This is a genomic window from Amycolatopsis jejuensis (assembly GCF_000717335.1).
Taxonomy (GTDB): Bacteria; Actinomycetota; Actinomycetes; order Mycobacteriales; family Pseudonocardiaceae; genus Amycolatopsis; species Amycolatopsis jejuensis.
The window spans coordinates 239,180-263,004 of sequence record NZ_JNYZ01000010.1; the positions used below are offsets into that span (position 1 = coordinate 239,180).

The window sequence follows — 23,825 nt, forward strand, 5'->3', positions numbered from 1 at the left end:
GCTCCGCTTTCGGATGGTGCGAGGGTCCCCTTCGCTCCACCCGGAAGGACCCGACGTGAGCAGTTCCGACGTCCCCGCGCTGCGCAACGGCCTCGCCATGCTGCGGCTGCTCGCCGGGCACGCCGGTCCGGTGTCTGCCGCAGCCATCGCCCGCGACCTCGCACTGCCGCGCTCCACGACGTATCACCTGCTCAACGAGCTGACCGCGGCAGGTTTCGTGACGCATCTGCCGTCCGAACGGCGCTACGGCCTCGGCATCGCCGCGTTCGAACTCGGCTCGGCCTACCTGCGGCACGACCCGCTGGAGCGACTGGCCGGGCCACTCCTGCGCAAGCTCGTCGACCGCGTCGGCCACACCGCGCACCTGGGCATCCTGCACGGCAACGAATCGCTGTACCTGATCAAGGAACGCCCGGCCCGCCCGGAAACGCTGGTCACCGACGTCGGCGTCCGCTTGCCCGCGCACCTGACGGCGTCGGGACGGGCAATGCTGCAACATCTGCCCGCCGCGCACGTCCGCGCCCTGTTCCCGGCCTCGACGTCGTTCGTGCTGCGCACCGAGCGCGGTCCCGACTCCCTGTCCGCCCTCCGCCGCACGCTCGCCGCCGAACAACGAAGAGGCTGGTCGGTGGAAGACGGCCACGTCACGGCCGGTTTTGCGTCCGTGGCGGCGCCGGTTTTCGACCACGGCGCCCGCCCGATGGCCGCGATCAGCGTGACCCTGCGCCACCTCTGCCCCGACGACGGCCCCTGCCAGGAAACCTTCCCTGACCTGGCAGAAGCCGTCGCCGCGACCGCGGCCACGCTCACCACCCACATCGGTGGCACGCGACCGGCGTGAGGTCAGGGTTCGAGGACCACCTTGATCGCCCCGGACGCCCGGTCGCCCGCGACGCGGAACGCTTCCCGCGCGTCCGCGATCGGGTACCGGTGCGTGATGATCGTCCGTGCCAGCTCCGGGTTTCCGGCCAGCATTCCGGCCACCTCCTCGACCTCGCGGACCCCTTGGTACCGGCCATACGCGACGCTGTTCACGTACGTCAGCTCCTTGACCTGGCTCACCGCGCTGCCCGGTACCGGCATCCGCTCCAGGTAGACGCCCAGCGACACGATCCGAGCGCCCGGCCGGGCAACTTCCGCGGCCCGATCGAGACTGGTCGCGCTCCCGGCGGCATCGATGACCACGTCATACGCCCCGCTCGGCCGGCCGAATCCGAGCCGCTCGGCCGCCGCCAGCTGCGCGGGATGCCGTGCCTCCAGGTCGACGTCGATCCCCTGGTGGCGCGCGGCAGCGGCGGCCAGCAAGCCGATCGAACCACCGCCGATCACGAGCACCCGCTCCCCCTCGCGCACCTGTGCGCGCCGGACCGCGTGCCACGCGACCGCACCCGGCTCGATCAGGCAGGCGTCGCGGACCGGCAGTTGCGGCGGCAGCGGCAGAAGGGTGTAAGAGGGCACCACGATGCGCTCGGTCATCCCGCCGTCGGTGAAGATCCCCAGGTTCCCGTGGCCGTCTTCAGTGCACCGCTGCGGATTGCCTGCCCGGCATTCGTCGCAGGTCGCGCCGTAAATTGTCGGTTCGATGAAGTAGCCTTGGCCCATCTCATCCAGTCCGGCGAACTCGTGGCCATACACGAATCCGGTCAGACCGATTCCGGCGAACAGCACGTCCGTGCCGCAGATCCCGGCGGACGCGACCGAAATCCGTACGCCCTCCCCGTCCGGTTCGCCGACCTGCACGGTCCGGATTCCCTCGTCGGTGTTCACGACTGCCTGCACGTACTCTCCCTGTGTCCGATTGGTTCGACCTCAGCTTCCGCGGGCCCGGGGTGAGCCACCCTCACCCCGTTCGGGTGGTTTGATCACGACCATGAGAGTCGTGCTGCGACCGGCGCTGTTCGACCGGCTCGCGACGGCAGGCCGGGTGACTGTGGTGTCTGCCCCGCCTGGCAGCGGAAAGAGCGTGCTGGTCCGGTCGTGGATCGAGGACACTGGCCTGGCCGAGCGGGTGGGATGGGTCAGCGTCGTCGATCCGCCGCAGTTCTGGCCTGCGGTGCTCGACGCTCTCACGGACCGCCCGGTCACTCCGGCGCCGAATCCGGACGCCTGGGCCATCGTCGAACGGCTGCTCGGCGACCTCGCACCGCTGGCGGAACGCCGCTGGCTCGTGATCGACGACGTGCACGAACTCTCCCCCGAAACCCGTCGTCAGCTCGAACTGCTCGTCCTGCGCGCACCAGCTGAGCTGCGGTTCATCCTGCTGACCCGGGAGGATGTCCGTGGTCTGCACCGCTTGCGGCTGGACGGTGACCTCACCGAAATCCGCGACCTCCGGTTCACCCCCGACGAGGCCAGGCAACTGCTCGACGACGTGCCGCTGCCGGAGAAATCGCTGACCTTGCTCCTGGAGCGCACCGAAGGCTGGGTCGCGGGCCTGCGGCTGGCCGCGCTGTCGCTCGCCGGGCATCCGGACCCGGAGCGGTTCGTCGCCGAATTCTCCGGCAGCGAGCGCACCGTCGCGGAGTACCTGGTGGCCGAAGTGCTGGAGCGGCAGCCGGACGACGTGCGGAACCTGCTGCTGCGGACGTCGATCCTCGAGCAGGTGAACGGCGATCTGGCCGACCTGCTCACCGGTGGTGGTGGCGGTGCGCGGATCCTGCAGGATCTGGAGCAGGCAAACGCTTTCGTACAGGCTCAGGACACCGGCCGGACCTGGTTTCGCTACCACCGGATGTTCGCCGACCTGCTGCGCCTGCACCTGCGCCGGACCGCCGCGGACGAAGCCGCACTGCACCGGACTGCAGCGGAATGGCTGTCGCAGCACGGTTTTCCGGTCGAAGCGATCCGGCAGGCCCAGGCCGCGCGGGAATGGCCGCTCGCCACGCGGCTGCTCGTCGGGCATTGGCCGGCCCTGCTGCTCGACGGTCAAGCCGCGACGGCACACGATCTGCTCGCCGGATTTCCCCCGGACGGAGTAACCGGAGAGCTGGCCGTTCTGCTTGCCGCGGATGAGCTTGCGCACGGCTCGGTCGAAGTGGCACAACGGTATTTGGAACAGGCGGCCGAATCACCGGTACGGGAGGTCGTCCGGCTGATGCTGGCCCGGCGCCTCGGCGACCTGCCGACCGTGGACGAGCTCGTCCGGCAGCAGTCTGCGCTCGACGAAGACCTGCGCGCGCTCGCCCTGATCAGCCTCGACAGCACCGAGTACTGGACTGCGGATTTCGCCGAGGCACAACGTCATCTGGAACGCGGACGTGCGCCGAACCAGCGGCCGTACCTGGAATTCGCAAGCCTCGCCTACCAGGCGGCGAACGAGTTCTTCCTGTCTTTTGACCAGGCCGTCGACCACGGATTGCAAGCAGTCGAACTCGCGCAGCGCCACGGCTGGACGGACGAACCGCCCGCCGGCGCCGCGTACATGACGCTCGGCGCGGTCCGGGCGTGGCAGGGGCGGCTCGACGAATCAGAGCCGTGGGTCAAGCGCGCCGAACGGACGATCCGGCCCGAGGCCCATCCGCTGGCGGGAATGGGAATCGCGCACGTCCGCGCGACGCTCGCAATGGCCCGCGGCCGCAACACTGAGGCCGTCGCAGCCTTCGGCACCGCCGAGCGACTGTCCCGGCTGGTGACCGCGCCGAACCCGGTAACGCTTGCCATGCAAGGCTTCCAGCTGCAAGCCCTGGTGCGACTAGGTGACATCGAGCGCGTCGAACAGGTAATCGCCGGATTCGACCCGCGGCACCGCAACCACAGCGAAGTGCGGATCGTCCAAGCGATGCTACGGCTCGCCGACTCCGAACCGCTTGCCGCGTCGGACGTTCTCGCGCCGGTGCTGGACCATTCCGCACCGGTGCTGTGGCCGGCTTGGCGGACCCAGGCCTACCTGCTGGAAGCCGTTGCCAGAGATGCACTCGGCCACCCGGCGGCCGCCGGGCACGCTCTCGAACGCGCGCTGGACCTGGCCGAACCGGACGGTGCGCTGATCTGGTTCCTCCTCCACCCGGTCCCGGACCTGCTCGCCCGGCACGCCACGCACCGCACCCGGCACGCGGGTCTCATCGCGGACCTCCGAAGCCTGCTGGCCGGGCGGACGCCCCCGTCCTCCTCGGTCGAGCCACTGCTGGACCCGTTGAGCGAGAGCGAAATCCGCGTGCTGCGGTACCTGCCGACGAACCTGTCGATCCCGGAGGTCGCTGGCGCGCTCACGGTCTCGCGCAACACGGTGAAGACGCACATCCGCAATCTGTACCGGAAACTCGGGGTACATCGGCGGAGTACGGCCGTTGATCGGGCGCGGGCGTTGGGGTTGCTGGCGCCTTCGACGGGTCCGCAGGCCATCAGACCGCGGCAGTGATCTGAGCGAGCACGGTGATCACGACCGCAGCCACGGACAGCACCATCCCGACCCCGGCGAGGACCTTCCGGCTCCCGAACAGCCCGATCACGCCGAGCGTGAACCCGGCAACCGCGGCGAGATCGTCGAGAAAGACCACCGGCGACCCGACCACGCCGACGACCCCGAAAACCACCGAAGCCCAAGCCAGCGCGACAAACCTGGCCTGCGACACGTCGGACGGCGGCGCGTAGGACATGACAACGGTCTCCCAGGCACTTTTCGGACAAACGGGCCGCCAAGATCTTCGCCTGCCGAGAGCCGTCCGTTACCTGGGCTTGGGCAGCGTGATCAGATCGTCACCAGAGGCCACCAACCCGCGGGCCGGGACGGTGGTGTTACGAAACGGAAAGTCAGATGACTCGAGTCAGAGAAACCCAGCCTGAACAGGCAAGACGCGCCACCGGAACCGGCCATAAATAGCCCCTTGCCGCCTGCTAGACTCCTTCCCGTGGGGCAGATTTCTGCCCGCAAAGCCCAGCGGCCCATGCCGACTGGGCTTTTTTGTTTCCAGGGCCTCCGTGTTCCACGAACGGAGGCCCTTTTTTCGTAAGGAGACCCAATGACCGACACCGCCGCCTTGTCCGCTGTCATAGTGATGGGCATGTGGTGCGTCACCGCCGCAGTTGCACTGCGCACCTTTCGAGCCGTCACCACCACGGCGATCAACCGGGCGAAGCCGTGCGATCTGGCCGCAGTACTCGGCGCCCTGCCTGGGGTGGTCGGCGGGATCAACCGCATCCGCCTGACTGCGAGAGGGCTCGCATGAGCCCGGCGGACCCCACCGCCAAAGCAGCACTCCACTCCGGCGACAACGACATACTCGGCGCAGCCCTGGCGCAACTGAATGAGCGGGACGCGGTCTACGTCGCCCTCCACTACGGCTTCGACGTGCCCGTGGCAGCGCTGGTCCGGCTCTTCAAAGCGCGTAGCACCAGGCTGATCCACAACTACGACTACCTCGGGCATATGCACGACGTCCTGGCCACCGGACGGAACCGGCTGGGCGAGCTACTCCGAGACAGCGGCCTGACTCCGGGCGACCTCGACTGGCAACGGTCCCGTGCGGTGCGCGACATCGGAACTCAGCACCGGGTCGAGCAGCTCGTTCCATGCATGCATTGCCGTCAGCAGAAGCTCCCTCTCATCACCAGCAGCGGCAGGCCGCGCAGATACTGCTCCGACTCCTGCAGACAAGCCGCCTACCGGAAACGTCGCGCCGACCCGCCCTCACGTGACGACCCCGAACACGGAATGCTGCCCTGCTTTGCCGGAATCGAACAGCGGATTCCCATCGAAATCCGCCGCGGGCTCATCGACCTGCAATGCCGCGGCGCCATCCGGATGGAGCAACTCACCCTCGACAACCCTGGCATCACCGACCTCGAACGCTACCTCGCAAGACGTTGGTCACCCACCAGCCCACTCATCCGCGCAGCCCGGATCGCCTTGGCCTACCTCGAACAGCGCGGCGCAAACCTGTACGAAGTGTTCCTCCACGGGAAGGACATCCGCAGCCGGATGACGCCCTACTCGGTGGGATTCGAATGCCGGTACCTCCGCGCGATGCCCCGCGTCTTCACCGAGTTCGGCGGTACCGAATGGCTCGAAATCCCCCGCCCATCCCCCACCGAACCACTGATCGCGCTGCGGATCCAAGCCCTGGATCGCAAGCACCTCGCCAAGTTTCACTGGGACTGACAAAACGAAAGGTGCCCCCGCAGATCGCGGGGGCACCTTCCTCCAAGGGGTGGAGGTGCCGGGAATTGAACCCGGGTCCTCCAGCGCCTCCTCAAGGCTTCTCCGTGCGCAGTCCACACTGTCTCTACTCGACCCCTTCAGTCACGTGAACAAGCTGAAGTGACGGGCCCAGCCACTGTTTGCTTCCCTACCAGGCCCCGTGGCCGGGACTGGCGGTAAGCCTCCTAGCTGATGCCGGCGACCGGGTCGGAGGCGACCCCGGGCCGACAGACTTGCTCTACTGCGATCAGGCAGCGAGAGCGAAGTCGCGCTGGCTATTGGCCTTGGCGCTTATTAGGTTGCGATGACGCTTGCGGTGGTCTCTCGCCTGCACCGGCACGCTTCCCTTGACTCGACGTCCAGAGTCGAAACCGTTCACCCCCTTGTAGGTGTTCGTAACCTGCCCATCATAACGCCCCCGGCAACCGGATAGTTCCACCCCGGGGTAGGGCTGGCCCCACCTCCGAGATGCCCGCGCGCCCCCTGGCAGGTGACCACCTCGGCAGCGATGCTGAACAGGTCGGATTCAGTCGAGAGGGAGCCCCGCCATGGTCACCGTGCCTGCCACCCGCCGCTTCGGGCGCCGTACCCCGCCGCTGGGCGGGTCGCTGGCGTATCTGCTGCTCAACCTGCCGCTGGGCATCCTGACGTTCACGCTGATCATCACGCTGGCCTCGGCCGGGGCGGGGACGCTCGTCGTCTGGGTCGGGGTTCCGCTGCTCGGTCTGCTCGTGCTCTTCGCCAGGGCCGCCGGGCGCGTCGAGCGAGGACGGCTGTACGCCCTGCTCGACGTGTACATCGACAGCCCGTACCTGCCGCTCCCGCCGTCCGGGCAGAAAAGCCGCTGGACGACCCGGCTGAAGGACAGCGCGACCTGGCGCGACCTCGCGTATCTCTTCCTGCTGTTCCCGCTCGGGGTGGTCGAGTTCGTGCTGGTCGTGGTGGCCTGGTCGGTGAGCCTCGGGCTGGTCGCGCTGCCGATCTACTACCGCTTCCTTCCCGACGGCGTGTACGCGTTCCCGAGCTACGATGTGCGGTGGTTCACCGTCGACTCGACGGTGACCGCGTTGCCGTGGGCAGCGCTGGGGGTGCTGCTCGCCGCGGTCGCCGTCGCCCTCACCAAGGGCCTGGCCTCGCTGCACGCAGGTTTCGCGGGTGCACTGCTCCGCCCGACGGTCGCCCAGCGCCGCCGCATGGAGCGCTCGTGGAACGAGATCGACGGAATCACGGTGGCCGGATGACCTCGCAAGACCAGCTTCCGGAGCACCCGCGGCCGAATCCGGCGCGCACGATCGCGTACATGGTCCTCACGTTCGTGCTGCGGCTCCTGCAGTTCGTGCTGATCGTCGTGGGCGCGACGGTCGGGACCGCGACGGTCGTGGTCTGGATCGGCTTCCCGATCCTGCTTGCCACCACCGCGTTCGTCCGCTGGTCGGGCGACGTGGAGCGGCGCTGGGCGCGGAAGATGCTCGGCACTCCGCTCGGCCCGATCGAACGGCTTCCGCTGGACGGGCAGTCGCTCACCCGCCGCTGGCTCACCCGGCTGTCGGACCCCACGACCTGGCGTGACCTCTCCTACCTGCTGCTCGCGTTCCCGCTGGCGGTCGTCGAGTTCCCGATCGCGCTCGCGTCGATCGTGCTGCTGCCGATGGCCATCTGGGTCGTCCCGTGGCTTGGCTGGCTGCACGGGACCCTGGCGCTGTCCATGCTGGGCCCCAACCGCGCGCGGAAGCTCGAGAAGAAGGCCGAGCACCTTCAGGCGTCGCGGGCCAGGGGGGTGGACGCGGCGGAAGCCGAGCGGCGCCGCATCGAGCGGGACCTGCACGACGGCGCCCAGCAGCGGCTCGTGGCCGTCGCGATGAGCCTTGGCCGGGCGAAGTCGAAGTTCGACCAGGACCCCAACGCCGTGCGCGAGCTCATCGACGAAGCGCATTCCGACGCCAAGCTGGCCGTCTCCGAACTGCGTGACCTCGCCCGCGGGATCTACCCGGCGGTGCTGGGCGACCGCGGTCTCGACGCAGCGTTGTCCGCGCAGGCCGCAAAAACGCCCATCCCGGTGAACGTGCAGGTGGACGTGGAGCCGCGGCCACCGGCTGCGGTCGAGACGACGGCGTACTTCATCGTCGGCGAGACGCTCACCAACGTCGCCAAGCACTCCGGCGCCACCGAGGCGAGCGTGCGGGTTTGGCGGAGCGACACGCATGTGATTGCGGAAATCACCGACAACGGCCACGGCGGCGCCGAAGTCCGTCCCGGCGGCGGGCTCGCCGGGCTGGCCGACCGCGCGGCCACCATCGACGGCGTGATCACCGTCGTGAGCCCGGACGGCGGTCCGACCGTCATCAGAGCTGACCTGCCGTGCCAGTGGTAACCCGTTCGTGAGTGAATAGGCCCCAGGGAGCTTCACTCACGAACCTGGGGGCCTGATGCGGGTAGTGATCGCCGAGGACGCCGTGCTGCTGCGGGCCGGGGTCACCCGGTTGCTCGCCGACGAGGGCATCGACACCGTCGCCGCCGTCGACAACGGGGACGACCTGCTCGGCGCGGTCACCGAACACCGGCCCGACCTGGCGATCGTCGACGTCCGGATGCCGCCGACGTTCACCGACGAAGGCCTGCGCGCCGCCCTCGCGGCCCGCAAGGAGGTCCCCGGGCTGCCGGTGCTCGTGCTTTCCCAGTATGTCGAGGAAAGCTACGCCGTGGAGCTGCTGTCCGCGGGCGCAGGCGGCGTCGGATACCTGCTGAAGGAGCGCGTCGCCGACGTCGCCGAGTTCCTGGACGCGGTCCGCCGCGTCGCGGGCGGCGGCACGGCCATCGACCCGGACGTCATCGCCCAGCTGATGGCACGCGGACGGCGTAATCCGCTCGACTCGCTCACCGCGCGCGAGTCGGAGGTACTCGGCCTGATGGCGCAAGGACTTTCGAACACCGCGATCGCCGGGTCGCTCGTGGTTTCGCACGGGGCCGTCGAAAAACACATCGGCAACATTTTCGCGAAGCTCGGGCTCGAAGCCAGCGCGGAAGAACACCGCCGGGTACGGGCGGTACTCACCTATCTGGGCCGCTGACCCTCACCCGAACTGACGGCAGCACACGCGCCGGTCCCTCGCCTACCATGGACGAATGCCGCCCGAACCGAGCGAGGAGAGCCCGATGACCGACCGCAGCGTCCGCTTCTTCGGCGGGCCGCTCGACGGCCGGGTCCAGGAGCTCACCGACGACGAACCGGTTCCGGGCACCGTGGTCCGCCACATCCACCTGCACGGCGGCCCGAAAATCGAGACACGCTACGAGCTCGGCCTCACCGAGAACGGCTGGGAATACCGCGTGCAGGCCCACGAAACCAGCCACGAGCCGGACGGTCTGCGTTAGCGCGCCTGGATCTTCGGCCACCGCCAATCTGCAGCTTCGTCGTCCAGCATTCACCCGACCCAGGGAGTAGCAGAAGTCTCACTCTCCGTGTACGATCGAACGTATGTTCGCTCACATGACATGGTCGTCACTACGCCGGGAACTCGTGGCTTTCGGCAACATTGTGAACACCTGTGACACACTTGAACACGGCGCAACGACTGACCAAGTGGCCGGCCCAAGACCGAAGGAGGGAAGCGATGGACGCACCATATAGCGCAAGAACAATTGCCAAGTGGTTCATCGCTTGGGCCGAGGCAGAAGAGGCCGATCTATCGAACCTCAAGTTGCAGAAGCTCTTGTACTACGCACAAGGTCACTACGTTGCGCTCCATCGGAAGCCACTCTTCAAAGAAGATATCCAAGCATGGTCTCATGGCCCCGTTGTGCCAGCCGTCTACCACGAGTGGAAGGGCTACGGATCAGCTGACTTGCACCTCGAACCAGCCGACCCTTTCAACTGGGCAGACGTCAGCGGAGAAGACTCGCAATTCCTGGGACAGGTTTGGAATTCTTATGGATGGTACGCTGCCTGGCATCTGCGCAACATGACACACGACGAACCTCCGTGGCAGAAGAACTGGCGAGGCGACCAGTTCAGAGGAATCGTGATCAGCGTTCCCGACCTCGAGGAACACTTCACCCCCCTCACCAAGAAGTAGATCATGGCGCGGAGCGCTCGAGGAACCCGGCCTTCGAAACCTGCGACGTCCATCCAGGTATCTGCCCCGGCTCAACCGACGAGCTACGATGAGGAAACTCCTAAGTTCCGCCTTCACCATGTGAGCAAAGAGCTCGACGTAGGAAACCTTGACCCTGCCCGGCGCGCAGCGTTTGCAACGACTCTTCAAAAGCTGTCGAGTCTGCAATGGAAGCAGATCCTCACTGCTCCTCGGCACGGCTCAGGAACCGAATGGATGCCCAAAGACAGCATTACTGAGAAAATTCCGGTCAGGTTTCAGGATGTCGACAGATTTCTCGTCTTCCGGTACCTCGGCAAACTCCCCATGGTGGGCGTGCGAGTAAGAGATGTGCTGCACATCCTGTGGATAGCGCCCGACTTCCGCCGTATTTACCAGCACTAGAATCCGGATTCGGATACCGGCCACGCCCGTCGGATGGGACAGCGAACCGGACTCCGAATGACAGCAGGGGCGATGGGCACGAGGGTGAGGTAGGGCCAGCCCCCGGAAGCGGGACCCGGCTGGCCGGAGGGTGAAGTCGGCGGTCTGCACCGCTGTTTCCGGGGCCCCGGAACGACAGGCTCGTCGGTATGACGACGAGCCAGCTGCATACCGGCAGCACGAGAACCGGACGGGACAAGTTCCTCGACGTGGTGCGCGCCGGGGCGATCATCGCCGTGGTCGCCCAGCACTGGGTCATGCCGGTGCTTTCCTTCTCCGGCACCACGGTCACCACCGGAAACGCCCTCGCCACCCCCGGTTGGTGGATCATCACCTGGGCCTCGCAGGTCATGCCCCTCGTATTCTTCGCCGGTGGTGCGGCGAACCTGATTTCCTTGCGCCGCGCGGAATCCACCCGTGCCTGGTTCGCCGGACGCGTACGTCGCCTGCTCATTCCCGTGCTGCCGCTCATGGCCGTCTGGCTCGTAGTCCCGGACCTCTTGCTGGGCATGGGAATTCCCGCGCAACCCGTGCAGGTCGCCAGCTCGATTGCCGCCCAGTTGCTCTGGTTCCTGTCGGTCTACCTGCTCACCGTGCTGCTCACGCCGTTGATGGTCGCCGCGCATCGGCGCTGGGGCATCGCCGTCCCGGTGGTACTGGCCGGTCTCGGCGTTCTCGTCGACGTCGCCCGCTTCTCCGACCTCGGTCTCATCGGCTACGCCAACGCCGTCATCGTCTGGGTTGCCGTGCACCAGCTCGGTTTCCACTACGTCGAAGGACGCCTCGGCACCCTCACCCGCCGCGCCGCGCTTGCCGTGTCCGCCGCCGGGTTCGGGGTGACCGCGCTGCTCGTCGCGTTCGGGCCGTACCCGGCCAGCATGATCGGCATGCCGGGTGCGCCGGTGTCCAACATGAGCCCGCCCACCGTGTTGCTGCTGTTCCTCGCGCTCGGGCAGATCGGCTTCCTGCTGGCGTTCCGGGACAAGCTCGCGTCCCCTCGCCTGGATGCCGCCATCGGCTGGCTCGGCCCGCGCTTCATGTCGGTGTACCTGTGGCACATGCCGGCGCTGGTCGTGGTGTCCGGAGTGACCGTGCTCGGCCTGCGTTACGCGACGCCGGAACCCGGGTCGAGCCTGTGGTTCCTGATGGTGCCCGCCTGGGTCTTCGCCTGCGGCGTGGTGCTCCTGGGCCTGCTGCGGCTGTTCGAGCGCTTCGAAACCCAGCCCGACGACCTGGTGGTGACCGCGAAAACGCCGCAGCTCGTCATCGCGGGCCTGCTCGCCTCCGGCGGTCTCCTGGGCTTGGCCGCACACGGGTTCGCGCCGCTCAGCGAAAGCCTCCTGCACGGTCCGGTGCCCTGGGTCGCGCTTACCGCGGCTGGGTTCGTGCTGGCCGGACGACAGGCCCCTCGCCTGACCCCGGCGCCGGTCAAAGGCTGAGCAGCTTCGCAGGCGTGTCGTGCAGCACGGCACGCAGGAACGGTTCGCCCAGGCGATCGTCGGCTGCCCAGCCGGCGATCGCCTGCAGCTGTGTGGCGTAGGAGTACGGAATGTTCGGGAAATCGGTGCCGAGCACCACCCGGTCGGCGACCGCAGCGAGACGCGCCGTCCAGTCCGGCGGCAACGGAGACATCGCCTCCGCAAACGGCACGCCGACCATGGTGGTGTCCAGATGCACCCGCGGGTAGCGGTCCATCAGCTCGAACGCCGTGGTGAACTCCGGCATCGCGGAGTGCGCGAGGACCGCGGTGAGCCGCGGATGCCGTTCGAGCACCTCAGCAAACACTGACAGCCCGGTGAAATCACCCCGCAGCGGACCGTGTCCACAGTGGACGACCACCGGCACCCCGGCGTCAGACAGCGCGCCCCACACCGGGGTGAGCAGCTCGCTTCGCGGATCGTACGCACCCACCTGCACGTGCGCCTTGAAGCAGCGGGCACCGGCCCGCAGCGCAGCGTCCACAGAGGACGCCGCACCCGGCTCCGGGTAGAACGTGCCGGTGGGCACCGCTTCCGGCACCTGCTCGCCGAACTCCAGCGCCCACGACGTGAGCCACTCCGCCATACCCGCCTTGTGCGGGTACACCAGCGGCGCGAAGCACTTCACGCCCAGCGTGCGCAGCGTTTCGAGGCGCTGCTCCTCGGACGTGCGGTAGTGGATCGGCCACGGCGTGCCGTAATGTTGCTCGGCGCGGTCGAAGTACGCCCAGACCTTGTCCAGCACGGGTTTCGGCAGGAAGTGGACGTGCAGGTCGACGATCCCGTCGAGGCCGAGGCCCGCGACCCAGCTCGCTACCTCGGCGTCGGTGGCCGGGCCCGCCGTCACTCCGTGAACCGGCCCTTGAGCGCCCGCCCCATCGCGCGGCTGATGTCCTTCTGCGCGTCGCGTTTGGCCAGCGACTGCCGCTTGTCGTAGGCCTTCTTGCCCTTCGCCAGCGCAATCTCGACCTTGACCTTGCCGTCCTTGAAGTACATCGACAGCGGCACGAGCGACAGCCCGCTCTCCTTGGTCTTGCCGATCAGCCGCTCGATCTCGCTGCGGTGCAGCAGCAGCTTCCGCGTGCGCCGCGGCATGTGGTTGGTCCAGGTGCCCTGCGTGTACTCCGGGATGTGCACGTTGCGCAGCCACACCTCCCCGTCGTCGACCGTGGCGAACGCGTCCACGAGCGACGCCTTGCCCGCGCGGAGGCTCTTGACCTCGGTGCCCTGGAGCACCAGTCCGGCTTCGTAGGTGTCCAGGATGGAGTAATCGTGCCGAGCCTTGCGGTTCGACGCGATGACCTTCTGTCCACGTTCCTTGGGCATACCGACCACTTTACGTGAGGAGACCGGGATCGAGCAGCCGATTTGCCGCCGCTCAGTGACGGACGTAGAGCCGCAGCGTGACGTACCCGGTGATCGCCGAGATCACGATCGACACCGCGAGCAGGATCGGCGCGACCGGGAACAGCACTTCGAGCGTGGTGATCTGCGGGAACACCTCGCCGGTGAACACCGTGTCGAGGAACGACAGCTTCGTCGCCAGCAGGAACACCACCCCGAGCACGGCACCGACCGTGCCGGCGACCACCGCCTCCAGCAGGAACGGCAGCTGGGTATACCAGCGTGTGGCGCCCACCAGGCGCATGATGCCGACTTCCGTCCGCCTCGTGAACGCCGACACCTGGATCGTGTTCGCGATCAGCAGCAAGGCGGCCACGGCCATGATGAGCGCCATCACGAACGCGATGTTCCGGACGCCGTTGAAGACGTTGAACACCCGATCGAGGAACTTCTTCTGGTCGTCGACCTTCTTGACGCCGGGCTGGCCGGTGTACTGCTTGATGATCGCGTCGGAGCGGTCCGGGTCCTTGAGCTTCACCTGCAGCGACGCGGGCAGCGCCTCGGGACCGGTGAGCTCGAGCAGCTCGGGCTGGCTCGCGAAGATCTTCTTGAACCGCTCGTAGGCCTGGTCGCGGTTCTCGTACACCACCGACTCCACGCCAGGGTTGTTCTGCAGCGACTGGCGAAGCCCGCCGCAGAGCGCCTGCGTGCAGTTCTTGTCGTTGGTGCTCACGTCGTCGACCAGCGCGATCGAAACCTCGACCTCGGCGAGGAAGTTCGCCTTCATCTTGTCGATCGTGCGGACGGCGAGCAGCCCGCCGCCGAGCATGGCGAGCGAGACCGCGGTGGTGAGGATCATCGCGATGGTCATCGTGACGTTCCGGCGCAACCCGGTGACGACCTCGCTGAAGACGAAACTGGCTCGCATCGCTCTCGTGTTTCCTTGGTTCGGGGGAAAAGGGCGGGGGCAGTGTCAGCGGCCGATGCCGTAGACACCGCGGGCGTCGTCGCGGATCACGCGACCGAGCTGCAGCTCGACGACCCGCCGCCGCATCGAGTCCACGATGGAATGGTCGTGCGTGGCCATCAGCACGGTGGTGCCGGTGCGGTTGATCCGCTCCAGCAGCAGCATGATGTCCTGGCTCGTGTCCGGGTCGAGGTTCCCGGTGGGCTCGTCGGCGAGCAGCACGAGCGGGCGGTTCACGAACGCGCGGGCGATCGCCACGCGCTGCTGCTCACCGCCGGACAGCTCGTTGGGCAGCCGGTCGGCCTTGCCGTCGAGGCCGACGAGCTCGAGCACCTCGGGCACGACCTTGCGGATCGTCGGCCGCGGCTTGCCGATCACCTCGAGCGCGAACGCCACGTTCTCCGCGACGGTCTTGTTGGCCAGCAGCCGGAAGTCCTGGAACACGCAGCCGATGGTCTGGCGCAGGCGGGGGACCCGGCGCCGGGCGAGCTTCGCGACGTCGAAGTTCGACACCATGACCCGTCCCTTGGTGGGTACCTCCTCCCGCAGCAAGAGCCGCAGGAACGTCGACTTCCCGGAGCCGGACGGGCCGATGAGGAAGACGAACTCACCCTTGTCGACCTCGACCGACACCCGTTCGAGGGCGGGGCGGGTCGAGGTCTTGTAGACCTTGGAAACCTCTTCGAGCCGGATCACGGTTCGGCATCCTACCCATGAGCCTCGTTAAGCCCTGGTTGCCGGTGTCCTGGGACACTCCGGCCCGGCGCGGATCAGACCGCGCTTGCCTGCCTGCGCCAGCGGATCCCTGCCTCGAGGAACCCGTCGATGTCGCCGTCGAGCACCCCGGACGGGTTGCCGACCTCGTACTCGGTGCGCAGGTCCTTCACCATCTGGTACGGGTGCAGCACATAGGAGCGCATCTGGTTGCCCCAGCTGGAGCCGCCGTCCTTGAGCGCGTCCATTTCGGCCCGCTCCTCCTCCTTCTTGCGCTGCAGCAGGCGCGACTGGAGGACCTTCATCGCCGCCGCTTTGTTCTGCAGCTGCGATTTCTCGTTCTGGCAGGACACGACGATGCCGGAGGGCAGGTGGGTGATGCGGACCGCGGAGTCGGTGGTGTTCACGCTCTGTCCACCGGGTCCGGACGACCGGTACACGTCGACGCGGATGTCCTTCTCCGGAATGTCGACGTGGTCGACCTCTTCGACCTCGGGCAGCACCTCGACGTGCGCGAACGACGTCTGGCGGCGGCTCTGGTTGTCGAACGGCGAGATGCGCACGAGGCGGTGGGTGCCTTGCTCGACCGAGAGCGTGCCGTAGACGTACGGGGCGGACACTTTGAAGGTGGCGGACTTGATGCCCGCTTCCTCGGCGTAGGAGATGTCGTAGACGTCCGTGGGGTACCCGTGGCGCTCGGCCCAGCGCAGGTACATCCGCAGCAGCATCTCGGCCCAGTCGGCCGCGTCGACGCCGCCTGCTTCGGAGCGGATGGTGACGACGGCGTTGCGGTCGTCGTAGTCGCCGGACAGCAGCGTGCGGACCTCGAGGGCGTCGATGTCCTTGGTGAGGTCGGTGAGCTCGCCCTCGGCCTCGTTCATGCTGCCGGTGTCGCCTTCGGCGCCGGCGAGCTCGTACAGCACGCCCAGGTCGTCGAGGCGCTGGCGCAGCTCGGAGACGCGGCGCAGCTCGCTCTGCCGGTGGGACAGCTGGCTGGTGACCTTCTGGGCTTCCTCGGGGTTGTCCCAGAGGGTGGGGCTGGAGGCCTGCTCCTCGAGCTCGGCGACCTGCGCGCGCAGCGCATCGAGGTCCATCACCGACTCGATCTGGGTCAGCTTGCCGGTCAGGTCCTTCAGCGCCGCATCGAACTCATCACTCACGTCTGACCACGTTACGGCAAAACCCACGACCGGTTGCGCACCGGTCGTGGGCCGCGGGGGTGCTCAGGCCTGCGGAACCGAGTCGAGCAGCTTGAGGGCGGCCTTGGCCTGCGCCTGTGCGAACTCGGCGACGGCCTTGGCGTACGGGCCCTCGGCGGACTTGCCGGTGTTCTTGGCCTCTTCGAGCTGGGCCTGGTAGGTGGTGCGCGCGCTGTCGACGAGGGCGCTGCGCTGCTTTGCCGTCAGCGAGCCGGCGTGCACGAGCCGCAGGATGAGCGGGCTGCGCAGGTGGTCGGGGCCAGCCTCGGACGTGAGCCACGTCTTGAAGGCCTTCTTGCCTGCCGCGGTGAGCACGTACTGCTGGCTCGAACGAGGCCCCTGCTTGCCGAGTTTGACGAGTCCTTCTTTGGACAGCGCCGGGAGCTCGCGGTAGACCTGACTGCGCGTGACACTGAAGAAGGCGCCGAATCGCTCGTCGGCTCCCGAGACGAGCTGCCCGCCCGTGGCGGGGCCGTCGTGGAGCAGACCGAGCAGAGCGGCGGCTGTTGCATTCAATTCGGACACCCCTCTACCGTCCCACTTAATCGCTTCTGTGTCCACAGTGGTCAGGCGATCTGTCCATTGTGGCCAGTAAGCCCCACCGATCGGCCCAAGTCCACAATGGACTCCGAGGACTCCGGCCACCCTCCGCAACCACAACCACCCCGGGCCGCACCTGACAACCCCCACCCGGGCGACAAAAAAGAACCCGGCCCGTGCCACCGCACGAACCGGGTCCTTCTCACATTGGTAGCGGGGACAGGATTTGAACCTGCGACCTCTGGGTTATGAGCCCAGCGAGCTACCGAGCTGCTCCACCCCGCGTCGTTGTAAACACAACCCTACACACCCGAAAACACTCCCCCACACCCACCCCCCAAACACCCCTGACCAGCACCAACACCAACCAAGGGGAAACCAACCCAACCGGACACACCACCACCCAACCCGCGCCAACCGGGGGGTCCAGGGGGGCTTGCCCCCCTGGCGGGGGTCTGGGGGTCCGACCCCCAGGACATGCGAAAGAGGCCCATGCTTGCGCGTTCCGCAAGCACAGGCCTCCCAAGCTCTGTAGCGGGGACAGGATTTGAACCTGCGACCTCTGGGTTATGAGCCCAGCGAGCTACCGAGCTGCTCCACCCCGCGTCGGTGACACCTACCTTACGCCGTGGTTTCCCACGGGCGCAAAGCAGGTGCCTTCTACGTAACCGGCGTCACCCGCCCGGCTTCGCAGTCGCGGCCTTGGCGGTCTCGTACTCCTTCGCCGCCTGGTCGAGTGCGGCGAGCGCCGCGCCCTGGTCGGTGAAGTTGCCGGACTGCTGAGCCGCCTTGAGCTTGGCGAGCGCCGACTGGATGTCGGCGACGGCCTTGTCGAGCGCCGGGTTGCTGCCGCCGGAACTCGGCGGCGCGCTGGGCGGGTTGCTGGTGCTCGGCGTGCTCGGCGGGGTGCCGGTGTCGCCTTCCTTCGGCGTGGTCGCCGCCGCGCCGGTGCCTTTGCCGAACACTTGGTCCAGCGCCTCGTTGAGCGTGGACGCGAAGCCGATCTTGGCGCCGTAGGACACGAGCACGCGCGCCAGCTGCGGGTAGCTGAGCTGGTTGCGCTGGCGGATGTAGACCGGTTCGACGTACAGGAACCCGTCGGCTACCGGCAACGTGATCAGGTTGCCGTAAATCGGGATGACGTTGGGGTTGTTCAGCAGGGTGCGGTCTTGTGCGACGCGCGGGTCGCTCTGGAACCGGTTCTGTACCTGGACGGGTCCGTCGACCTGGTTGGCCCCGCTTGCCGGGGGTAGCCGGAGGACGCGGATGGTGCCGTAGTCCTCGGGGTCGGAGGAAATGGACATCCAGGACGCCAGGTACTGCCGTTGCAGACCGGTGAGCGCGCTGGTGAGCTGGAACGTCGGTTTGCCTTCGCCCGCCGCGTTCGCGAGGACGTAATAACCGGGCTGGTTCGTGACGTTCGCCGCCGTCGTGGTGGAGCTGCCGTCCTCCGTCGGATCCTGCGGAACGCTCCAGAACGCTTGCTGTGCATAGAATTCCTGCGGGCTGTCCACGTGGTAGCGGGCAAGCAGCTCACGCTGGATCTTGAACAGGTCCTCCGGGTACCGGAAGTGCGCGCGCAGTTCGGGCGAGATCTCGGAGCTGGGCTTCACCAGCCCCGGGAACACCTTCTTCCACGCGTTCAGCACAGGTTCGTTGTCGTCGATCGAGTACAGCGTGACGGTGCCGTCGAACGCGTCGACGGTGGCCTTCACCGAGTTGCGGATGTAGTTGATCGAGTTGTTGGCCTGTTTGGTGACGCCGTTGAGCGAGTCGTTCGTGGCTGCGCCGAGCTGCGTCTGCTGCGCGTACGGGTAGTTGTCGAGGGTGGTGTACCCGTCGACGATCCACTGGATGCGGCCGTTGACCACCGCGGGGTACGGGTCGCCGTCGAGCGTGAGCCACGGGGCGACCTTGCTTACGCGGTCGCGTGGCTCGCGGTTGTACATGATCTTCGAGTTGTCGCCGATGGCGTCGGAGAAGAGGATCTTCGGTTCGCGGTACTCGGCGGCGAACATGAGCCGGTTGAACCAGTTGTCGAGCGAGACGCCACCCTTGCCCTCGTAGAGATAGCCGCGCTGGGCGTCGGTGTCGTACTCGCCGGGTGCCTTGCCCGGAGTGCCGCCGACGATCGCGTATTCGGCTTGGTTGGCCAGTTCGCCGTAGTAGATGCGCGGCTGGTCGACCCGGATCCCGGGCTGGCCGTTGACCGAACCGGCGCCGGTGGGGTTGGTGGTGTCGCTCGTGGTGGCGATCGGGTAGCCGCCGTCGGAGTTCGAGTCCTTCACCGCACGGTCGATGGTGTTGGCGGGCGCGGCCACGAACCCGTTGCCGTGGGTGTAGACCAGATGCTTGTTGATCCAGTTGGTCTGGTTGCCGGTGAGCCCGTCGGTCTTCATTTCCTTGGCAGCCACGATGTAGTCCTGCGTGGTGCCGCCGATGGTGTACCGGTCGATGTCGAGCTTCGCCGGGAAACCGTAGAAGTTCTCGCGGCCGACGCGCTGGGTGAAGGTGTCGCTCAGGATGTTCGGGTCGAGCAGCCGGATGTTGGACACGGTGCCGGTGTCGGCCTTCACCGCTTCGGCCGTGGTCTCGGTTTTGCCGGGGTACTGCTCGTATTTGACCTTGGTGAGGCCGTACGCCGACCGCGTCGCGTCCATGTTGCGCTGGATCGACGGGGCCTCCTTCTCGTTCGCGTTCGGCTTCACCGAGAACTGGTCGAGGATCGCCGGCCACGCCACGCCGACGAGCACGCCGGACAGGATCAGCAGCACGAGCGAGATCGCGGGCAGCTGCAGATTCCGCAGGAATGCGCCCGCGAAGAACGCGATTGCGCAGATCACCGAGATGCACAGCAGGATCAGCTTCGCCGGCAGCACCGCGTTGAGGTCGGTGTACGTGGCGCCGCTGAAGAGCGGCATGTCGCGATCGGACAGCAGCAGGTTGTACCGGTCGAAGAAGTACTCGACGGCCTTCAGCAGCACGAAAAGCCCGACGGTGATCGCGAGCTGCGCCCGCGTGGGACCGGCCAGCTGCCCGCCGCGGCCGGCGAGCCGGATGCCGCCGAAGATGTAGTGCGCGATCAGCGCGCCGAAGAACGAGATGACGACGGAGATGAAGAGCCAGCCGAGGAGCCAGTTCACGAACGGCAGGCTGAAGACGTAGAAGCCGATGTCGATCCCGAACTCGGGGTCCTTCTGGCCGAACGACGTGCCGTTGAGGAAGAGCTGGATCGTCTGCCAGTCACCGGTGGCCGACGCGCCGGAGATGATTCCGGTGAGCGCCGGGATGCCGATGCCGAACAGCCGGATGTGGCCGACGATCACCGAGCGGTAGCGCGACAGCGGATCGTCGCGGCCGGAGACCGGGACGAACACCGGGCGGGTGCGGTAGGCGATGATCAGGCTGATCGCGAGCGTGCCGCCGACCAGCAGCCCGACGGCGAGGAAGAGGATGATCCGGGTGACCAGCTCGGTGGTGAACACCGAACGCGCCCCCACCTCGCCGAACCACAGCCAGTCCACATAGGTGTCGAGCAGCCGGACGCCCGCCAGCAGCGCCAGGATGATCACCGCGGCGATGATGAGGAGGATCCTGCTGCGGCGGGACAGCTTCAGGCTCACCGGGGGCCGAGTCGCCACGGCACTGCTCCTGTCTTCGTGAACTCGTTCGCGAGGGGACGGCAGCGTCCCCCTTGACCTCTAACTCTACGGATGGGTGCCGGAGTTCCCGGGACCGCCCGAACGAGACGCGTGCGACCATGGTCGCCATGCCATCGAGTAAGCCGCCCGCAGTCCAGCAGATCGCCGGTCTGGCGCGGGAAGTCGAAGAGTTCGTCGCGTCCGCGGGATGGGACCAGCCGCCGCAGCTGTTCGCGCTGGTACCGACCGCGGCGCTGCTGGACGAGCAGCCCGAGCTGGCCGGTCAGCTGGACCGGGCGAACCCGCTGACCCCGGTGGCACAGGAAGCGCTGCCCGAAGGCGACCTCGCCGAGTCGCTCGGCCGGATCGCGTGGCCGGAGATCGTGGTGGGCTGTGCGCTCGCGCAGGAGATCATCGTGCTGCCCCCGGACGCGGAGGCCGAGCTGGAGGGGCTGGCCGACGCCGACCGCCTCCGCCGCGCCGCGGCCGACCACCCTCGCCGCACCGAGGCCCGTCTGGTCGCAGCTGTCCTCCGCGAGGGCGACGCGGCCTGCGTGATGCGGCTGCGCGGCATCCAGCCGGGGGCGGAGGAGACCGACGAGTCGGTGGACGAGCTGGTGGAGAGCCCCGATCTGGCGCCGAACCTGCTGGACGCGCTCAGGACGACCTTTCAACCCTGATCAGCAGTGCGCCACCGCGCGGCCGGACTTCAGGTTCTCGAGCTGGGTGAGCGCGTCGTCGAGGGTGGACACCTTGATCAGGTTCAGCCCTTCGGGTGCGGCCGAGCGCGCCTCGGGGCAGTTGTGCTCGGGCACGAGGAAGTCGGTCGCCCCGGCTTCCCGTGCGCCGATGACCTTGAACGAGATGCCGCCGATCGGCCCGACCTGGCCGGTCTCGCTGATCTCGCCGGTACCCGCGATGTGCCTGCCCGCGGCGAGGTCGCTGCCCGGTTTCCCGGGCGGCGTGAGGCGGTCGATGATCGCGAGGGTGAACATCAGCCCGGCCGACGGGCCGCCGACGTCCTGCAGGGAGATGTCGACGGTGAACGGCGCCGCGGCCCGGTCGACGGCGGTCAGCCCGAGGAAGCCCTGGGTCCGGTCGTCGCGGTGACCGAGCGTCACCGGAACGGTGCGTTCCGGTGAGCCGGGGTGCTGGAAGGTGACCTGGACGGTGTCGCCCGGCTTGGTGCCGGTGAGCGCCGCGGCGACCTCGGTGGCCTCGCGCACCTGCTTGCCGTTCACCACGACGAGCTTGTCGCCGGGGGCGAGCACGTGGTCGGCGGGGCTGCCGGACACGATTTCCTTCGCGACGACCTGCACCGGGTAGCCGAGGTGGCGCAGCGCGGCGACCTGCGCGTTGCTCTGCGAGTCCTGCAGCTGCTGGATGTTCTCCTGCTTGACCTGCTCGTTCGTCTCGCCGGGCTTGTAGTACTCCTCGCGCGGCGCGAGCGCGTAGCGGCCGCTGGCCCAGAGACCGAGCGCGGTGAAGAGGTTGATCCCGTCGTTGAGCGACACGGTGGTCATCCGCAGCTCGCCGGTGGTGCCGTAGGTCTGCTGCCCCTTGACCTGGATCACCGGGTTGCCCGCGACGTCGCGGCCGAGCGTGTCGTAGGTCGGACCGGGGCTGATCGCGACGTAGGGCACCTGGACCAGGAACCCGGCCACGACGAACACCAGGAACAACGCACCGCTGACCACCATGGTCCAGCCGCGGCGGGTCATCCGCCGGTCGGCGCGGGCCGGGGCACGGGGCGGCTCGGCCCGGCGGGACTGGTGCGCGGTCTCCTCGTCGGGTTTGGTCACGAGCGACAGCGTACGGTGACCGTGTTCGCTTCCCGGTGAAGGCCATGGTTGACGCGCTGAACCGGGCGTCACCCGCGTACGGTGGACATATGAGCAATCCCCCGTTCGGCTTCGGACCGCCCGATCCCGACAAACGCGGCGACGGTGACCCTTCGGACCCCTCCGGCCAGTCCGGCGCGGAGGCGTTCAACCAGCTCGGCCAGATGCTGAGCCAGCTTGGTCAGATGATGAGCCAGGCGGGTACGTCGAGCGGTCCGGTCAACTACGACCTGGCGAAACAGATTGCACTGCAGAACCTGAGCGGTCGCGACGACGCCAAGATCGGCTTCTCGTCCTCGGGTTCGGGGGACTCGGCCACGGCGGTGCGCGACGCCGCACACCTGGCGGAACTGTGGCTCGACGCGGCCACCATCCTGCCCGCGGGCGCCACCACCACGGTGTCGTGGTCCGCGCGTAGCTGGGTGGAGAAGACGCTGCCGACCTGGCAACGGCTGTTCGATCCGGTCGCACAGCAGGTGTCCAGCGCGTGGATGCAGGCGCTGCCAGAGGAGGCCAAGCAGGCCGCCGGTCCGCTGCTGTCGATGATGGGTCAGATGGGCGGGATGGCCTTCGGGTCCCAGCTCGGCAACGCGCTGGCGCAGCTCGCGCAGGAGGTGCTCACCTCCACGGACGTGGGCCTGCCGCTCGGCCCGGCGGCCACGTCGGCGCTGCTGCCCGCGAACATCGAGAAGTTCACCGAGGGCCTGGAGCTGCCGGCCAGCGAGGTACTGGTGTTCCTCGCCGCCCGCGAGGCCGCGCACCAGCGCCTGTTCGCACACGTGCCGTGGCTCGGCCCGCGTCTGCTGGCAACGGTCGAGGAGTTCGCGCGCGGGATCACGGTCGACACGTCCGCGCTGGAGTCGCTGGCCGGCCGCATCGACCCGGCCAACCCGGCGAGCATCGAAGAGGCGATGTCGTCCGGGCTGCTGGAACCGCAGACCACGCCGGAGCAGCACGCCGCGCTGAAGCGCATGGAAACCCTGCTGGCGCTGGTGGAAGGCTGGGTGGACGTGGTGGTGGCCGAGGCAATCGGCGACCGTCTCCCGGGTGCGGGCGCGCTCCGCGAGACGCTGCGCCGCCGCCGCGCCACGGGCGGTCCGGCCGAGCAGACGTTCGCCACGCTCGTCGGCCTGGAGCTGCGCCCCCGCCGCATGCGCGCGGCGTCGTCCCTGTGGAAGCTCGTGGGAGACCGTCACGGCCTCGAGAAGCGCGACGGCCTGTGGTCCCACCCGGATCTCATGCCCACCAGCGAGGACCTCGACGAGCCCCTTGACTTCGCCGACCGGATGACGGAGGTGACGTCCCTCCCGGACGACCTCGACCCGATCGCCGAACTGGAACGAACGGAACGCTCCGCCAAGCCGGACGAGGAGACCGACAAGGACTCCTGATGCGTTTCGCCGGGCGTTGGCTGCAGTTCTGGCGGGCGT

At 67.8% G+C, this 23,825-nt stretch carries 23 protein-coding genes, 2 tRNA genes and 1 other RNA gene; 13 read left to right on the forward strand and 13 right to left on the reverse strand.

The window, feature by feature from the left end; genetic code table 11:
* The first annotated feature begins 55 nt into the window (after window positions 1-55).
* On the forward strand, window positions 56-841 hold the full coding sequence (locus OO71_RS14765; protein ID WP_033290307.1) for an IclR family transcriptional regulator: 786 nt from the start codon (window positions 56-58) through the stop codon (window positions 839-841).
* A 2-nt stretch (window positions 842-843) separates the two neighbouring features.
* On the opposite strand, the gene OO71_RS14770 is transcribed toward OO71_RS14765, so the two are convergent.
* Window positions 844-1,779 (reverse strand): zinc-dependent alcohol dehydrogenase, encoded by a 936-nt coding sequence (locus OO71_RS14770; protein ID WP_033290308.1) that lies wholly within the window; start codon window positions 1,777-1,779, stop codon window positions 844-846.
* 91 nt (window positions 1,780-1,870) lie between these two features.
* On the opposite strand from OO71_RS14770, the gene OO71_RS14775 reads away from it, so the two are divergent.
* Window positions 1,871-4,357: a winged helix-turn-helix domain-containing protein gene (locus OO71_RS14775; protein WP_063740066.1), complete on the forward strand. Its 2,487-nt coding sequence runs from the start codon at window positions 1,871-1,873 to the stop codon at window positions 4,355-4,357.
* Here OO71_RS14775 and OO71_RS14780 read toward each other — a convergent pair.
* Window positions 4,341-4,595 carry a hypothetical protein gene (locus tag OO71_RS14780; protein WP_033290309.1) on the reverse strand — a complete coding sequence of 85 codons (255 nt, stop codon included), beginning with the start codon at window positions 4,593-4,595 and terminating at the stop codon, window positions 4,341-4,343. The two genes, OO71_RS14775 and OO71_RS14780, sit on opposite strands and share 17 nt — an antisense overlap.
* Window positions 4,596-4,958: 363 nt before the next feature.
* Here OO71_RS14780 and OO71_RS14785 point away from each other — a divergent pair, with 363 nt between their 5' ends.
* Both OO71_RS14785 and OO71_RS14790 read left to right on the forward strand, forming a co-directional pair.
* Window positions 4,959-5,165 carry a hypothetical protein gene (locus OO71_RS14785; RefSeq protein ID WP_033290310.1) on the forward strand — a complete coding sequence of 69 codons (207 nt, stop codon included), beginning with the start codon at window positions 4,959-4,961 and terminating at the stop codon, window positions 5,163-5,165.
* Window positions 5,162-6,097, forward strand: a complete 936-nt coding sequence (locus OO71_RS14790; protein WP_033290311.1) for a hypothetical protein — start codon at window positions 5,162-5,164, stop codon at window positions 6,095-6,097. The genes OO71_RS14785 and OO71_RS14790 overlap by 4 nt, the downstream gene beginning before the upstream one ends.
* 47 nt (window positions 6,098-6,144) lie before the next feature.
* Here OO71_RS14790 and ssrA read toward each other — a convergent pair.
* Window positions 6,145-6,519: a transfer-messenger RNA gene (gene ssrA / locus OO71_RS48220) on the reverse strand.
* A gap of 165 nt (window positions 6,520-6,684) precedes the next feature.
* Here ssrA and OO71_RS14795 point away from each other — a divergent pair.
* From OO71_RS14795 to OO71_RS14825, 7 genes are all read left to right on the forward strand, one after another.
* Entirely contained in the window at window positions 6,685-7,377 is a 693-nt protein-coding gene (locus OO71_RS14795) for a sensor domain-containing protein (protein WP_033290312.1), read from the forward strand.
* Complete coding sequence (locus OO71_RS14800) at window positions 7,374-8,507, forward strand: sensor histidine kinase (protein WP_033290313.1); 1,134 nt, start codon at window positions 7,374-7,376, stop codon at window positions 8,505-8,507. The genes OO71_RS14795 and OO71_RS14800 overlap by 4 nt, the downstream gene beginning before the upstream one ends.
* A gap of 55 nt (window positions 8,508-8,562) precedes the next feature.
* Window positions 8,563-9,204, forward strand: coding sequence for a response regulator transcription factor (locus OO71_RS14805; RefSeq protein WP_033290314.1), 642 nt, complete (start codon window positions 8,563-8,565; stop codon window positions 9,202-9,204).
* Window positions 9,205-9,289: 85 nt separating this feature from the next.
* Window positions 9,290-9,508: a hypothetical protein gene (locus OO71_RS14810; protein WP_033290315.1), complete on the forward strand. Its 219-nt coding sequence runs from the start codon at window positions 9,290-9,292 to the stop codon at window positions 9,506-9,508.
* 239 nt (window positions 9,509-9,747) lie between these two features.
* Window positions 9,748-10,209: a Panacea domain-containing protein gene (locus OO71_RS14815; RefSeq protein ID WP_033290316.1), complete on the forward strand. Its 462-nt coding sequence runs from the start codon at window positions 9,748-9,750 to the stop codon at window positions 10,207-10,209.
* 120 nt (window positions 10,210-10,329) lie between these two features.
* Complete coding sequence (locus OO71_RS50080; protein ID WP_063740067.1) at window positions 10,330-10,632, forward strand: hypothetical protein; 303 nt, start codon at window positions 10,330-10,332, stop codon at window positions 10,630-10,632.
* Window positions 10,633-10,820: 188 nt separating this feature from the next.
* The gene (locus tag OO71_RS14825) at window positions 10,821-12,110 is read left to right on the forward strand and encodes an acyltransferase family protein (protein WP_033290317.1); all 1,290 of its coding nucleotides are present in this window, start codon (window positions 10,821-10,823) and stop codon (window positions 12,108-12,110) included.
* On the opposite strand, the gene OO71_RS14830 is transcribed toward OO71_RS14825, so the two are convergent.
* From OO71_RS14830 to OO71_RS14870, 9 genes are all read right to left on the reverse strand, one after another.
* Window positions 12,100-12,996: an amidohydrolase family protein gene (locus OO71_RS14830; RefSeq protein WP_033290318.1), complete on the reverse strand. Its 897-nt coding sequence runs from the start codon at window positions 12,994-12,996 to the stop codon at window positions 12,100-12,102. The genes OO71_RS14825 and OO71_RS14830 overlap by 11 nt on opposite strands.
* Window positions 12,993-13,475, reverse strand: a complete 483-nt coding sequence (gene smpB, locus OO71_RS14835; protein ID WP_033290319.1) for an SsrA-binding protein SmpB — start codon at window positions 13,473-13,475, stop codon at window positions 12,993-12,995. Before smpB ends, OO71_RS14830 begins: the two co-directional genes overlap by 4 nt.
* Window positions 13,476-13,527: 52 nt before the next feature.
* Window positions 13,528-14,421: a permease-like cell division protein FtsX gene (ftsX, locus tag OO71_RS14840; protein WP_033290320.1), complete on the reverse strand. Its 894-nt coding sequence runs from the start codon at window positions 14,419-14,421 to the stop codon at window positions 13,528-13,530.
* A gap of 45 nt (window positions 14,422-14,466) precedes the next feature.
* Window positions 14,467-15,156, reverse strand: a complete 690-nt coding sequence (gene ftsE / locus OO71_RS14845; protein ID WP_033290321.1) for a cell division ATP-binding protein FtsE — start codon at window positions 15,154-15,156, stop codon at window positions 14,467-14,469.
* Window positions 15,157-15,230: 74 nt separating this feature from the next.
* The gene (gene prfB, locus OO71_RS14850; RefSeq protein ID WP_033290322.1) at window positions 15,231-16,334 is read right to left on the reverse strand and encodes a peptide chain release factor 2; all 1,104 of its coding nucleotides are present in this window, start codon (window positions 16,332-16,334) and stop codon (window positions 15,231-15,233) included.
* A 63-nt stretch (window positions 16,335-16,397) separates the two neighbouring features.
* Window positions 16,398-16,898, reverse strand: a complete 501-nt coding sequence (locus OO71_RS14855) for a PadR family transcriptional regulator (RefSeq protein ID WP_033290323.1) — start codon at window positions 16,896-16,898, stop codon at window positions 16,398-16,400.
* 223 nt (window positions 16,899-17,121) lie between these two features.
* Window positions 17,122-17,198 (reverse strand) — tRNA-Met (locus OO71_RS14860).
* A 247-nt stretch (window positions 17,199-17,445) separates the two neighbouring features.
* Window positions 17,446-17,519, reverse strand: a tRNA-Met gene (locus OO71_RS14865).
* A 68-nt stretch (window positions 17,520-17,587) separates the two neighbouring features.
* Window positions 17,588-20,536 (reverse strand): UPF0182 family protein, encoded by a 2,949-nt coding sequence (locus tag OO71_RS14870; protein WP_211260528.1) that lies wholly within the window; start codon window positions 20,534-20,536, stop codon window positions 17,588-17,590.
* Window positions 20,537-20,682: 146 nt separating this feature from the next.
* Here OO71_RS14870 and OO71_RS14875 point away from each other — a divergent pair, with 146 nt between their 5' ends.
* On the forward strand, window positions 20,683-21,234 hold the full coding sequence (locus OO71_RS14875) for a PPA1309 family protein (RefSeq protein WP_033290429.1): 552 nt from the start codon (window positions 20,683-20,685) through the stop codon (window positions 21,232-21,234).
* Here OO71_RS14875 and OO71_RS14880 read toward each other — a convergent pair whose 3' ends face one another.
* Window positions 21,235-22,254, reverse strand: coding sequence for a YlbL family protein (locus OO71_RS14880; RefSeq protein ID WP_156096304.1), 1,020 nt, complete (start codon window positions 22,252-22,254; stop codon window positions 21,235-21,237).
* A 191-nt stretch (window positions 22,255-22,445) separates the two neighbouring features.
* Between OO71_RS14880 and OO71_RS14885 the strand changes: the two genes are divergently transcribed.
* On the forward strand, window positions 22,446-23,786 hold the full coding sequence (locus tag OO71_RS14885; RefSeq protein ID WP_033290326.1) for a zinc-dependent metalloprotease: 1,341 nt from the start codon (window positions 22,446-22,448) through the stop codon (window positions 23,784-23,786).
* The last annotated feature ends 39 nt before the right edge of the window (window positions 23,787-23,825 follow it).

Excerpts from the sequence above, each read along its gene's own strand:
- OO71_RS14795 (WP_033290312.1), top strand. The coding sequence starts at position 6,685 with ATGGTCACCGTGCCTGCCACCCGCCGCTTCGGGCGCCGTACCCCGCCG.
- ftsX (WP_033290320.1), bottom strand. The coding sequence starts at position 14,421 with ATGCGAGCCAGTTTCGTCTTCAGCGAGGTCGTCACCGGGTTGCGCCGG.
- OO71_RS14780 (WP_033290309.1), bottom strand. The coding sequence starts at position 4,595 with ATGTCCTACGCGCCGCCGTCCGACGTGTCGCAGGCCAGGTTTGTCGCG.
- OO71_RS14875 (WP_033290429.1), top strand. The coding sequence starts at position 20,683 with ATGCCATCGAGTAAGCCGCCCGCAGTCCAGCAGATCGCCGGTCTGGCG.
- OO71_RS14885 (WP_033290326.1), top strand. The coding sequence starts at position 22,446 with ATGAGCAATCCCCCGTTCGGCTTCGGACCGCCCGATCCCGACAAACGC.
- OO71_RS14775 (WP_063740066.1), top strand. The coding sequence starts at position 1,871 with ATGAGAGTCGTGCTGCGACCGGCGCTGTTCGACCGGCTCGCGACGGCA.
- OO71_RS14790 (WP_033290311.1), top strand. The coding sequence starts at position 5,162 with ATGAGCCCGGCGGACCCCACCGCCAAAGCAGCACTCCACTCCGGCGAC.
- OO71_RS14800 (WP_033290313.1), top strand. The coding sequence starts at position 7,374 with ATGACCTCGCAAGACCAGCTTCCGGAGCACCCGCGGCCGAATCCGGCG.
- OO71_RS14785 (WP_033290310.1), top strand. The coding sequence starts at position 4,959 with ATGACCGACACCGCCGCCTTGTCCGCTGTCATAGTGATGGGCATGTGG.
- OO71_RS14810 (WP_033290315.1), top strand. The coding sequence starts at position 9,290 with ATGACCGACCGCAGCGTCCGCTTCTTCGGCGGGCCGCTCGACGGCCGG.
- OO71_RS14815 (WP_033290316.1), top strand. The coding sequence starts at position 9,748 with ATGGACGCACCATATAGCGCAAGAACAATTGCCAAGTGGTTCATCGCT.
- OO71_RS14880 (WP_156096304.1), bottom strand. The coding sequence starts at position 22,254 with ATGGTGGTCAGCGGTGCGTTGTTCCTGGTGTTCGTCGTGGCCGGGTTC.
- smpB (WP_033290319.1), bottom strand. The coding sequence starts at position 13,475 with ATGCCCAAGGAACGTGGACAGAAGGTCATCGCGTCGAACCGCAAGGCT.
- OO71_RS14825 (WP_033290317.1), top strand. The coding sequence starts at position 10,821 with ATGACGACGAGCCAGCTGCATACCGGCAGCACGAGAACCGGACGGGAC.
- OO71_RS14805 (WP_033290314.1), top strand. The coding sequence starts at position 8,563 with ATGCGGGTAGTGATCGCCGAGGACGCCGTGCTGCTGCGGGCCGGGGTC.